Source organism: Melioribacteraceae bacterium (assembly GCA_035362835.1).
GTDB lineage: Bacteria > Bacteroidota > Ignavibacteria > Ignavibacteriales > Melioribacteraceae > DSXH01.
The window spans coordinates 1,221,461-1,234,242 of the sequence record DAOSDY010000001.1; the positions used below are offsets into that span (position 1 = coordinate 1,221,461).

A 12,782-nucleotide genomic window follows, 5' to 3' on the forward strand; every position below is an offset into this window, starting at 1 on the left:
ATCACCAATCGCTGTTATACTAAATCAGCAATAGAAGAGTAGTCGGGATCGAACAGGCGCCTGTATGTTCGCATAGCATACGAGTCGGTCATTCCGGCTATCTGATCGCAAACAAGCCGGGCTCTTTGAACCTTGTTTTTTTCTCCGCGTATTATCCTGTCTGTAAATTCCGGCAACAGTTTCATTTTTCCGGTAGAATCGATATAGTTCTCTTTGAACAGATCGAACATTTTACCGATCATATATTTCCCTTTATATTCCATCTGATGAAGCTGCGGGGAACGGAAGACCAGCTCAACTGAAATTCTTTTATATAATTCGGCCTTTTCAAAGACGTTTTTTGAAATTTTAAGTTCGAGGCTGTAACGGTTTGTAAGGTTATCAAGGAACGTTTTTCTTTTTCTAAGGCTGCAGGCTTTTACAAAGTCGCCGATTTGAATACCGAATTTCGGTTTGAATTTACCGGACTTAATCCACTCAATCATTTCATTTACAATCTCGCTCTGATTATCGCTAAGGTTATTCTGTTTCTGCCATTGAACCAGTTTTGCAATTGTTATAAATCCCCCGGAGATACTATCTACAAGGTCGTTAACGGCGTAGGCTGTATCATCAGCCCAATCCATTATCTGGCACTCGATGCTTCTGAATTTATTTAATTCTTTGGGAGTGGAAAAATCCCGGCTGTAACCCTTCTTCCCGAAAACAAACTCAATGTATTTTCTCTGATCGTTGTATATAAAATGATTTTCAGGATTTTTGAAATTTTTAAATAGCGCTTTGTATTTCAGAATTCCATCAAGAAAAGCCCTTGTGGGATTCATTCCGCGCCTGGAGTCCTCGGACCTGTAAAACGTTTCTGTTATCAGTCTAAGTGTCTGTGCATTTCCCTCGAACCCGCCGTAAGCATTCATTAATTTGTTTATAGTTCTTTCGCCCGCATGTCCGAACGGCGGATGCCCGAGGTCGTGAGCAAGACAGATCGATTCTACAAGATCGGGATCAACGTAGAATTCGTCCGACAGGCAGTCGGCACACGAGGAGCGTAGATAATTGCATATAGACCGGCCGATCTGAGCGACTTCTATAGAATGCGTAAGCCGGGTTCTGTAAAAATCGTATTCACCAGGCAGGAAGACCTGTGTCTTTCCCTGAAGCCGTCGGAATTCCGAGGAGTGAATAATCCGGTCTCTGTCGATCTGAAATGGAGAACGGTAGTCGTCGTTCCTTCGGCTAGACTTAATTCTTTCAAGATCCCAATCAGTATAGAATTTGTTTTTCATCTCGATCATTCACATTTTTGTAAAAGACAACATTAATTTAATAAATAATAGTCCTAAAATTTATTTGGCACACGGTCATTCACACAATAATAGCGGGAATATAAATTCGACGGGCGGCCGGCTGATTCTGACAATAATGCTCAATTTTATAATTACTATTGCGGAATTAATCGGCGGAATAATTTCCGGAAGCCTTGCGCTTATATCCGATGCGCTTCACAATTTCAGCGACAGTATTTCGATAATAATCAGCTATATTGCTCTAAAATTAAAATCGAAGGAAAATTCTCATAAACACACCTTCGGACTTAAACGCGCGGAGATTTTAGCTGCGCTGATCAATTCTGCCACTATGATCGGGATCTGCATCTATCTTTTTTATGAAGCTTTTAAAAGATTTCTGGAGCCGGGTGAAATTAATCCCGGCATTATGGGGATTGTTGCAGCAATAGGTCTGGCCGCAAATCTGGCCGCAATGCTTCTTCTTAAAAGGGATTCGCGTTCGAGTATGAATATCCGGTCGGCGTATCTTCATCTGCTGGGAGATACTGTCTCTTCCGTTGCTGTCGTTGTTGGAGGAATTGCAATCGCCGTCTGGAAGATAAACTGGATTGACCCGCTTCTAACAATATTAATAGGCCTGTATATAATAAAAGAGAGTTTTGTTATTCTTGGGGAGGCGCTTCATGTACTTATGGAAGGAGCACCAACAGGTATTAAGATTGAGGAGATTCAAAAAGAGGTGGAAAAATTTGAAGAGGTTCAGGACATCCACCATATTCACCTGTGGATGGTTGGCGACGGGGATATTCATCTTGAAGCCCATGTAAATGTTAATGATATGAAGATAAGTGAAAGCGATTCGCTAAGATTAAAAATCGAGTCGCGCCTTCACGATAAATTCGGGATCGAACATATTACACTGCAATTCGAATGTAATCAATGCCCGGATGTCGGTCTTATAAAACAGCACACATAATTAAACCAATAATTGGCTGGAACCCTCTAATATTGAAATTCATTTCACTTAAACAACGGGGAATAAATGAAAACAGCAAAATCTATTTTTTCACTATTCGTTATTTTATCGGGTTTTTCGGTATCGTTTGGGCAGACCACGTCTGTTGAAAAAGGTCTTGCAACTATTAATAAGGAGATAATTCAGGCGCAGCTCGAATTTCTTGCATCCGACTGGATGGAGGGAAGAGAGGCAACCACGAAGGGGGAATTCCTTGCCGGCGATTACCTTGCCGGCTTGTTCAAATTGTATGGAATTAAACCGGCAGGCGATTTTGAATATGCTCAGGCAGGACGCGGTAGAAGGGCGCAGTTTCAATTGCCGGGTCAGTCATCCGCTCCGCAGGGAACGAGATCATATTTCCAGAATATTAATTTTCTTGCTTCGGAACCGGTTGACGATCAAACCTTCGGTATAGCAGTAAATGACGGCGTCTCTAAGAAAAGAATAACTTTTTCTTATAGAACGGATTTTTCACTTACTCCTTCTGGGGTTGGAGTTGAATTGGAAAGTCCAATCGTATTTGTCGGATACGGATTTAAAAGCGAAGAAGCCGGGTATGATGACTTTAAGGGTGTGGATGTTAGAGGAAAGATTGTTTTCCGGATATCGGGAATACCGGGTATGCGCGATACAAGTTCGGCGGCTTATAAAAAACTGAAACTTAACGATCGAATGATGCTCATGAGTTACCTGCGCTCACGGAATGATATTATTGAGAAGCTCGGAGCCGTTGGAGTAATCGACTATAATATCGGTGCGGATATGACTCAGGGCGCTGTTGTTAATTATCCGTTTAGATACAATACGCCGTTTTATGAGCGCGATAAGAGATTAACCGCGGGCACGTCCATCAGGATTGGAATACCCGAGGATACTCTACGTACAGGCTTGAATGTTATTACGGTAAGCGAAAGGATTGCTCACGAGATATTGAAAGGAAGCGGTATTGATATAAAAAAATATGAAAAGGAAGCCGCTGAAAAACTCAAATCCGGCGCGAAAGAAATTAAAGGAAAGAGCGCATTTATTAAAACAAATGTTAAAACAAAAGTTGTAAGAGGAAGAAATGTCCTTGGCATGATTGAAGGAGAAAACCCGAATGAAGTTATCGTAGTTGGGGGTCATTACGATCACGTTGGAATTAATGAAGGTTTCATCTGGAATGGAGCCGACGACAATGGATCCGGAACTGTGGGAGTAATGACTATTGCAAAGGCTTTTGCTGAATCGGGGGTTAAGCCGAGACGCACCGTTATTTTTGCATGCTGGACTGGCGAGGAAAAAGGACTGCTCGGCTCGAGATACTTTGTTAACAAGTTTAAACCGCTGGAGGACCTTATTCTTAATCTGAATTATGATATGATAGGAAGAAATTCTGAGGACGATACTAAGGGGGTAAAACTTGGAATCCAGTATTCAGAAGATTTTCCGGCTCTCAAAGAAGTTGTTGATAAAGCAAACAAAGATTATAATCTCGGCCTCGAGATCAGATTCAATCCCTCTAAGCGTCCTTCGGGCGGATCGGATTTCTCATCATTTTCAGCTAAGGATATTCCGGTATATGGAGTTATGGCTGCAATGCATCCCGATTATCATCAGCCAACCGATCATGTTGAAAAAATTGATTTCGAGAAGATGACGAAGATTATTAAAATGGGATTTCTCGCTGTCTGGGAATTTGCAAATTCCGAAACGAATATTAAGACAGGTAAATAATTACTGTAAAGGGGCACGTTACAGTGTCCCTTTTGATTTTATTTTCCGTCTATCATTTTCATTCTGTAACCTACACCGGAATCTGTAATTATATATTCCGGGTGAGCAGGATCCTCTTCAATCTTTTTTCTTATCTGTCCTATAAATACCCTTAAGTATTGAGAATCCTCCGAATGAACAGGCCCCCATATTTCCTTTAAAAGAAAATTGTGTGTCAAGACCTTGTCAAGATTTCTAAAAAAAAGAAAAAGCAGGAGATATTCCGTGTTTGTTACTTTTAATTCCGTGTTGTTTTTAAAGATGAGTCTTTTTGAAATATCAATTTTAATTTTGCCATTAACAATAACAGATTGATTATCGGGTTGCTGTGTTCTTCTGATGTTTGCGCGTATTCGGGCTATTAGTTCCGAAGTGTTAAATGGTTTGGTAACGTAATCATCGGCCCCAAGCTCAAGGGCTTTAACAATATCGTCTTCCGAATTTCTAACCGATAGAATTATTATTGGAACATTGGACCAGGTGCGAATCTCTTTTAGAACGGTAAATCCATCTTCATCGGGCAAGCCAAGATCGAGAATAACTAATTGTGGGTGGCTGTTCGCAACGGATACAATTCCGTCTCTGCCCCTCGGAGAGTCAATAACTTTGAATCCCTCTGCTTCGAGTGTAATCGATAATATTTTTCTTATCTGGGATTCATCATCAATTACTGCTATTACGTTTTGCGATGTCATATTGTTTATGAATTTATTGGAAGTGAAATTATAAATTCCGCGCCGCCGCCAGGACGGTTTTGAGCTTTTATTGTACCGCCGTGTGCTTCAATAAATCCTTTTGCGATAGAAAGACCAAGTCCGGTTCCGCCCGCTTTCGTTCCGGGGATCCTGTAAAATTTTGTAAATAGATTCTTAATTTCATTTTCTGGAAAACCCATGCCGTTATCGGAGATGGTTATAATTAGTAAATCGGATTTTCTTTTGGCCGTAACATCAATTTTACATTCGGACGATGTATATTCAATGGAATTGTGAAGTATATTTATTAGCGCTTGTTCAAGAAGCGGATAATCAAAATTCAGCATCCCTATTTCTTCTCCAATATCACAATTAATTTTACGGGATTGACTTTCTGTCTCAACTCTGCTGATGGAAGAATTTATTAAATCGGAAATTGAATGCCACTCTTGCTTGAGTTTTAAATTTCCTCTTTCAAGGCGCGTTATATCTAATAGATTTTCAACAAGACGTTTAAGTCGTTCTGAAGCAATGCCGGCTTCATCAATTAATTGAGTGATAATCTTTTTGTTGCTGAATATCTTATCGTCTTTAAGCGAACTTATTGCGCCAATGATTGTGGTGATTGGTGTTTTCAGCTCGTGGGAAATTGAATCGAACAGTGTTTTGTATAATTTTTCTGACTCGGCAATTATCAAATTATTCTTTGCTAAATCCGTTAAATATTCGCGCTCTACCGCGGCGCTTATTTGCGCAATAAAAGTATCGAGCAGGGATTCAACATCGGGCTCAATTGTGTAACCTTCAGGAAAAAGTAAGCCGGCAACGCCGTAATTCCTGTTCGTGGTAAACAGAGGAAGGTATGTAATCGGTGAAATGGAGGACACATTCCGAGTAAACTTTCCAACTTTTTCCGAGCTAAGAAGAGCGATCTGTGCGATATTACGCTCTGCATCATCAATAATAAATGTACTTGAATTATGTGCTCTATCGTTAAGATATTTTTCATTCCCGGAGTAAATAAATACAACCTCCGCATGAAAAGTTGATTTTAAATGGTTTATGGCGTAAGCGGTAACTTCATCTAGCGATCTGGAGGAAGAGAGATCCCGCGTTAAATTGTAAAGTGCGGATGTTCTTCGCTCTTTCTGGTTTATTAAAACCTGTTGTGTTCGTATTCTGGAAATGAGTAAACCGGAAACAGTAGCAATAACAAAATACATTATAAACATCATCCCATCTTCAACTTTGCCGATACGGAAAGTGTAATAAGGCGGTATAAAATAAAAATTCCAGATGAGAGCACTCATAACAGCGGCAAGAAATATCGGTCCCGGCTTAAATTTTAGCAACGGCAAAAGAGATACAATAAACAAAAATATAAGCGAGATTGATTGATAGCCAACGTGTGGACTTATTAAATTAAGGGTGAATCCGGAAATCGATATAATTAGTGCGGAAAGAAAGTATTTGGATAATGGCGCGGTCCAGATATTTTTTGAATGGGAAATAAATCCCCTATAAAGCGAGATTGTCCACGAATTATTTAGCTTGTAGTTGTCTGTTTTTTTCATCGGACCTTCCTCCCATGATTATCTAAAACACACAGCCATCGTATCAGCGCTATTAAAACTAATCAACCGTTTATTAAAGTGCTGTAAATAAATTATTGCCGGGCATAAAATATTTATAAACTTTGAATAAGTATGTAAAGAAAGTATAAAAAGAATTTGGCCGGTATAAAGATTTTGTAAGGAATTTCGGGATTATTTGGAAATCATAATCCAAAATACATTTTAGAGCCTGTCATTTAATTGGTATTATAACTACAAGAAATGAAAAAAAGAATTACACCGGTTCAGCTTCTTTCAATTGGATATGTTGTAATTGCATTGCTGGGGGCGCTTATACTTTGTATGCCCTTCTCTACGCAAGATAAAAGCGGTACATCTTTTCTCGACGCATTATTCACCTCGGCATCAGCTCTAAGTACAACGGGACTTGGTGTTGTTGATACGGGTACACATTATTCAACTTTTGGACAGACTGTAATACTTATAATCGTCCAAATTGGCGGTTTGGGGTATATGATATTTGTTGCATTTATTGCCATATCTGCCGGCTATAGATTTTCTCTTAATGGTAAACAAATATTTAATGAATCGATTGCACGTCCGGGCGGCTTGGAAATTAAAAAATTCGTCAAAGCTGTTATCCTTTTTACACTAACTTTTGAGGTTGTTGGCGCTTTGGTGCTTACTATAGTTTTTCTTGATAAACAAGATTTTGTTAATGCAGCTTATTCCGGAATCTTCCACTCGATATCAGCTTTCTGTACAGCCGGCTTTTCATTATACGCGGATAGTTTTATGGCGTATTACCGAAGTCTTACTGCAAATATTATTATTGCTATTATTACCATTGCCGGCGGAATAGGATTCTTTGTTTTGTATGATCTCTTTGAATATTGCGTAAATGTAATTAAAGGAAAAAGACCCGTTAAATTATCCGACCATACAAAAACAGTACTAGTGGTAACTTTTGTTTTGATGTTTTTAGGAACTGTGATTTTATTCTTTACCGAAGCGAGTAATGGTAAAAGTTTTTCTGTTTCGGATAGAATACTTACTGCATCATTTCAAACAATATCTGCTTCTTCAACAACCGGGTTTAATTCTGTAGATATCGGAAGCATGAAGATAATAAGTTTGCTGATTCTTGTTCTTTTAATGTTTATCGGCGCATCCCCGGGAAGCACGGGTGGAGGAATTAAAACCTCCACCTTTGGAATTGTTATCCTGTTCTTAAAAAAAGTTATTACTAACAGAAACGAAGTAACTGCGTTCAAACACTCGATAGGCGAATCAACGGTTAATAAAGCGATTGCGATTACATTTATATCTCTTTTTTATCTCATCACAATAATTAGTTTGTTGTTAGTAACCGAGAATTATTCACTTCTTCAAGTAACATTTGAAACCGCCTCGGCATTAGGTACGGTTGGACTTTCAATGGGAATTACTCCCACACTTTCAAGTTCAGGGAAATTATTAATAATAATCACAATGATAGTCGGTCGTATTGGTCCACTTGCAATCGGATACTCACTCATTGGAAAAATCAAGTCTATTAAATATTCATATCCGCAAGGCAATATTTTAACAGGTTAGGAGAGTAAAATGAAACAATTTGTTGTAATTGGTTTGGGAACCTTCGGATTTAACGTTGCTGTACAACTTGCAAAGCAGGGTCACCAGGTACTTGCAATTGATTCCGACAAGAAAATAATTGACCGGATTAAAAACCTGGTTACTGAATCGGTTGTTGTAGATGCGATGGATAAAAACTCACTGGATGAATTTGTGGATGGAGGTTTTGATTCGGCAATTTTAGGTATGGGTGAAAGTTATATGGAGGCGACGATACTTACAATCGTTCATCTAAAACAAATCGGGGTAAAACAGATTATAGTAAAATCTATGAATGAACTTAGAGGCGAAGTATTCCGGTCCATTGGAGCTACAGAAATAATATTTCCGGAGAAAGAATCGGCGATTCGACTTGCCAGAAAGCTGACTATTCCCACGCTTATAGATCAAATATCCCTGGCTCCCGAGTATAGTATAGTTGAAATAGCGCTGCCGGATAGTTTTATCGGAAAAAATATTGGCGAACTTGATTTAAGAAAGAAATACAATGTGACAATAATTGCAGTTAAAAATATCCTGCATGATGAGATGGTTCCGGTTCCGGATGCTTCCTACAAATTCTTGCCGGACACTGCTTTAATTCTTATGGGCAAACATGATGATATTGACAGGCTGAAAAGGTTTTTGTAGTCGGTCCGGCCCAGGTACTAATACACCACCACCTCCCACACTACTTTTTTGAAAGGGTATTTCAAAAAGCCTACTCCAAAACCGCGTTTTTAATTCAAAAACACAATAATCAAAAATAATTTTTTGTAAGGGAACCCTGCCGCAATATTATATGTTGTAACATTAAACGTGACAACATCATTTATTAATATAAAGGAGAAGTAAAATGAAAAAAACAAATCTTTTGGCAGCATTATTAATTTTCACAGCAACTGCAATTTCCGCTCAAACAAACTGGGGAATTGATAAATCCCACTCTAAAGTTGGATTCTCGGTTAGTCACCTTGTTATAACTGACGTAGATGGTTTCTTCAAAGAATATGATGCAAAAGTTACAACCAAAGGGGACGATTTTTCAACAGCCAATATCGATTTTTCAGTCAATACAGGCAGCATATTTACTGATAATGACGGAAGAGACAAGCATTTACGTTCTGACGATTTCTTTAACGCCGAAAAATTTCCCCAAATGACCTTTAAAGGAAAAGCTATGAAAAAGGCTAGCGACAACAAGTATAAACTCGTAGGCGATCTTACAATCCGCGACGTCACTAAAGAAGTCGAACTGGATGTGAAATATAACGGAATGGTAAAAGATCCGTGGGGAAATACAAAAGCAGGATTTAAAGTTACCGGTGAGATCAATAGATTCGATTTCAACCTTAAATGGAATACGGCTATTGAGACCGGAGCGCTTGTAGTAGGTAAAGAAGTTGAATTAATAATTGATTTACAATTGGTTAAAAAATCATAATGAAATTGGAAGAAGAAATCACTCAGAAGAAATTTAAAAACGATTTTCATAAACTGGCCGTGAATCTGATTTATACTCACGGCTGGTTTATGAACCATCAGTCCAAATATTTCAAGAAGTTCGGAATTACCGGGCCTCAGTACAATATACTCCGGATATTAAGGGGACAGCATCCCAATCCGGCTTCTGTGAATCTGCTGAAAGATAGAATGCTCGATAAAATGTCGGACGCTTCCCGACTGGTTGAACGACTTAAACAGAAGGGACTTGTTGAAAGAGAAATTTGTCCAAATGACAGGCGCCGCGTTGAAGTAAAGATAAACGAAAAGGGGCTCGCCCTGTTGAAAGAGATGGATAGAATTGAAGACCGCTTCAATAAATTATTCAAAGGATTAAACAGCGAAGAAGTAAAGACACTTAACGAGCTGTTAGATAAGCTTCGCGGTTAGAAAGGAACAATAGAATGAAAAAGGCAATAAACGGAATTCATCATATTACCGTAATGGCTGGCGATCCGCAGGCAAATTACGATTTTTATACTCAGACTCTTGGAATGCGGTTCATTAAAAAAACTGTAAATTTCGACGCACCGGATGTTTATCATCTTTATTATGGTGACGAAGTCGGTTCTCCGGGAACAATTCTTACTTTCTTTCCTTTTCCGGACGCGCGGCGAGGAAAACGCGGTACCGGGGAAATAACTACCGTCAGCTTCAGCGTTCCATCCCGTTCCCTCGATTTCTGGATCAACAGGCTGGCGGATCTTGCTGTGGATTTCGACGGCCCGTCTGAAAAATTCGGCTATAAATATATTAGTCTTCTCGATCCCGACGGAATGAAAATCGAAATTGTTGCGGATCCGGACGCTGATAAAATAATCGGTTGGAATAACGGAGAAATACCCGCAGAGAATTCGATCAGAAAGTTTTTCAGCATTAATTTTTATCTGAAGAGCACTTACAAATCTGAAGAACTGCTAAAAAATGTAATGGGCGCCAGTTTTGTAGCAAAAGAGGGGAATACAAAGCGTTATTCTTTCGGGAAGGATTCCAGCAAAGCCTTTATTGATCTTTACGAAGACGAAAATACATCCCGCGGTTTAAGCGGTGCCGGAACGGTTCATCATATTGCATGGCGTACCGAAAATGATGAAGAGCAGAATAACTGGAGAAATAAGGTCATTGAATATGGACTGCATCCGACAGAAATGGTTGACAGAAACTATTTCCACTCGATCTACTTCCGCGAACCGGGAGGAATTCTTTTTGAAATAGCAACTGATGGTCCGGGATTTATGGTTGATGAAAGCTTTGATTCACTCGGCAGCGAGCTGAAGCTCCCGCCTTGGCATGAACCGAAAAGAAAATTAATTGAGCAGATTCTAATTCCACTGAGAACCAAAAGTTTTGTAAAGCAGAATTAGTTATGAAGGTAACTCGTTTATATACCGGCGAAGATAACGAAACGCATTTCGATATTATTGATTATGAATTATTTGATAACGGAATGATTGGACGGCTCTCGAATAAAATTAAAGTAAAAGATCTAATGTTTAGAGAAACCGACGGTGATTATAATTACGACTTTCATCCGGCACCTCAAAAACAGTTTATTATTCTCCTCGACGGAGAAATAGAAATAGAAAATGGAAGTGGTGAAAGAAGAAGATTTAAATCCGGCGACGTACTTTTAGTTGAAGATGTTTCAGGACGGGGTCATAAAACAAAAAGTATTGACGGCAAACTCAGAAGATCAATTTTTATTACAATAGATGAATAAAAAGGAAAAAATAAAGGGACCGCATCAGGATCAACCGATTTATCATAAAGGGAAGAAGCTTGAAAATGCTGACGCCTCAATGATAATGATTCATGGACGCGGAGCTTCAGCAGAAAGTATTTTAACCATAGCTGATGAACTTGGTTTGGGAAATGTTGCATACATTGCACCTCAAGCCAATATGAATACCTGGTATCCTTACAGCTTTTTGTCACCAATAGAAATGAATGAACCGGGAATAACCTCCGGACTCGAATTGATTGATTCCATTATAAATGATTTGTTAAGCAAAGGTTTTTCAACCGATAGAATTTTCCTCCTCGGTTTTTCTCAGGGCGCGTGTTTAAGTCTGGAGTATGCCGCAAGAAATCCCGCAAAGTTTGGGGGCGTTTTTGGTCTAAGCGGAGGATTGATTGGTCCGCCAGGCACACCTAGAAATTACGGCGGGAGCTTTGATAACTCTGAAATATTTCTCGGCTGCAGTGATGTTGATCCCCACATTCCCGTTGAACGCGTTAATGAAACTGAAAATGTTTTCAGAAAAATGAATGCGAATGTTACCAAAAGAATTTATAATGGAATGGGTCACACAATCAATATGGACGAAATCGAATTTGTAAGAAACCTGCTGGGAAACAGAAATTTGTAGAAAGCAATGTTTCTAAACTACTTTCTAATTTCTTTCTTCAGATAGTATTTGTCGGCAAGCTCGCCGGTTATCCTGTTCCCCTCTAAATCAAGCTGAATAAGATAATCCTCACCGACAAGATAACTTCTTTTATAACCCCCTTTTTCGTTTATTATGATTTTATCCCCCTCTTCGTTCCACAAAAAATTACCCTTCTGTTCAAAAACTGTTTCGTCTTTACCTAGATATCTTGTTTTTATATGGAAAGTCATCTCCTCGGTAATTGCCAGCATTGTTTCAATTCCTTCGCAGTCGGCACATGGCAGAATCCCTTTGTAAGTTCCTGCCCAGTCGATTGAGTCTGAGATTGTTTGCGGAATATATGTCTGCTCGAACTCAAAATTACTGTTCTGCAAGCTGTTGTTTTTTTCTCCCGAGTTACACCCGAACGATATAAATATTACTGCCGCACAAAGGATACTGACATTCAGTTTCATATCAACCTCCCTGCTGATTAATATTGTCGCCCTGGTTTTTTTTATTAAGCGCTTTAAAAGCCAGAGCGTACATCTGAATCTGTTTCATCATAGCCGAAAGGCCGTTCTTTCTTGTTGGGGAGAGATGACTGTCGATTCCAATTCGCCTGAAAAAATCGGGAGGATTCTCCAGTATTTCCTCCGGAGTATGGCCGGAATAGACTCTTATCAAAAGTGCAATTAATCCCTTAACAATCGAAGCGTCACTATCAGCTTCGAAATAGATCTTTCCGTTTTCTAATTTTGCATTTATCCAGACCTGAGACTGGCATCCTGCAAGTTTATATTTTTCTGTCCGCAGAGTTTCATTAAGAGGGGGAAGCTCCTTTCCTATTTCAATAATTCTTTTATACCTGTCTTCCCACTCAATATACTGCTCAAATTCTTTTATTATTTCTTCCTGAATTCTATGTATAGTCATCTTGTTTAGCTACAATAGTTGTTAATACTGTT

14 protein-coding genes are annotated in these 12,782 nt (G+C 39.1%); 9 read left to right on the forward strand and 5 right to left on the reverse strand.

The genetic code is table 11. The features are described 5' to 3' along the window. Positions 1–14: 14 nt before the first annotated feature. Positions 15–1,283 (reverse strand): dNTP triphosphohydrolase, encoded by a 1,269-nt coding sequence (dgt, locus tag PLZ15_05140; protein HOI29128.1) that lies wholly within the window; start codon positions 1,281–1,283, stop codon positions 15–17. 64 nt (positions 1,284–1,347) lie between these two features. On the opposite strand from dgt, the gene PLZ15_05145 reads away from it, so the two are divergent. Together PLZ15_05145 and PLZ15_05150 are read left to right on the forward strand one after the other, a co-directional pair. Continuing rightward, positions 1,348–2,262, forward strand: a complete 915-nt coding sequence (locus PLZ15_05145) for a cation diffusion facilitator family transporter (GenBank protein ID HOI29129.1) — start codon at positions 1,348–1,350, stop codon at positions 2,260–2,262. 66 nt (positions 2,263–2,328) lie between these two features. Further along, entirely contained in the window at positions 2,329–4,020 is a 1,692-nt protein-coding gene (locus tag PLZ15_05150; GenBank protein ID HOI29130.1) for a M20/M25/M40 family metallo-hydrolase, read from the forward strand. Positions 4,021–4,058: 38 nt separating this feature from the next. Here the strand turns inward: PLZ15_05150 and PLZ15_05155 are convergent, their stop codons facing one another. Both PLZ15_05155 and PLZ15_05160 read right to left on the reverse strand, forming a co-directional pair. Beyond that, entirely contained in the window at positions 4,059–4,754 is a 696-nt protein-coding gene (locus tag PLZ15_05155; GenBank protein HOI29131.1) for a response regulator transcription factor, read from the reverse strand. A gap of 5 nt (positions 4,755–4,759) precedes the next feature. Further along, entirely contained in the window at positions 4,760–6,328 is a 1,569-nt protein-coding gene (locus PLZ15_05160) for an ATP-binding protein (protein HOI29132.1), read from the reverse strand. Positions 6,329–6,589: 261 nt separating this feature from the next. Here PLZ15_05160 and PLZ15_05165 point away from each other — a divergent pair, with 261 nt between their 5' ends. The 7 genes from PLZ15_05165 (at position 6,590) to PLZ15_05195 (ending at position 11,814) form a co-directional block, all read left to right on the forward strand. Beyond that, positions 6,590–7,924, forward strand: a complete 1,335-nt coding sequence (locus PLZ15_05165) for a TrkH family potassium uptake protein (protein ID HOI29133.1) — start codon at positions 6,590–6,592, stop codon at positions 7,922–7,924. 9 nt (positions 7,925–7,933) lie between these two features. Continuing rightward, on the forward strand, positions 7,934–8,593 hold the full coding sequence (locus tag PLZ15_05170) for a TrkA family potassium uptake protein (GenBank protein ID HOI29134.1): 660 nt from the start codon (positions 7,934–7,936) through the stop codon (positions 8,591–8,593). A 205-nt stretch (positions 8,594–8,798) separates the two neighbouring features. Next, positions 8,799–9,386: a YceI family protein gene (locus PLZ15_05175; GenBank protein HOI29135.1), complete on the forward strand. Its 588-nt coding sequence runs from the start codon at positions 8,799–8,801 to the stop codon at positions 9,384–9,386. Further along, a complete protein-coding gene (locus PLZ15_05180; protein ID HOI29136.1) occupies positions 9,386–9,835 on the forward strand; it encodes a MarR family transcriptional regulator in 450 nt (149 codons plus the stop codon). The genes PLZ15_05175 and PLZ15_05180 overlap by 1 nt, the downstream gene beginning before the upstream one ends. Positions 9,836–9,849: 14 nt before the next feature. Then, positions 9,850–10,809, forward strand: coding sequence for a ring-cleaving dioxygenase (locus tag PLZ15_05185; protein HOI29137.1), 960 nt, complete (start codon positions 9,850–9,852; stop codon positions 10,807–10,809). 2 nt (positions 10,810–10,811) lie between these two features. Next, positions 10,812–11,165 carry a hypothetical protein gene (locus PLZ15_05190; protein HOI29138.1) on the forward strand — a complete coding sequence of 118 codons (354 nt, stop codon included), beginning with the start codon at positions 10,812–10,814 and terminating at the stop codon, positions 11,163–11,165. Beyond that, on the forward strand, positions 11,158–11,814 hold the full coding sequence (locus PLZ15_05195) for a dienelactone hydrolase family protein (GenBank protein HOI29139.1): 657 nt from the start codon (positions 11,158–11,160) through the stop codon (positions 11,812–11,814). The genes PLZ15_05190 and PLZ15_05195 overlap by 8 nt, the downstream gene beginning before the upstream one ends. Before the next feature lie 17 nt (positions 11,815–11,831). Here PLZ15_05195 and PLZ15_05200 read toward each other — a convergent pair whose 3' ends face one another. After that, entirely contained in the window at positions 11,832–12,290 is a 459-nt protein-coding gene (locus PLZ15_05200) for a copper resistance protein NlpE (protein HOI29140.1), read from the reverse strand. Position 12,291: 1 nt separating this feature from the next. Continuing rightward, positions 12,292–12,750, reverse strand: a complete 459-nt coding sequence (locus PLZ15_05205) for a SufE family protein (GenBank protein HOI29141.1) — start codon at positions 12,748–12,750, stop codon at positions 12,292–12,294. Positions 12,751–12,782 lie beyond the last annotated feature (32 nt).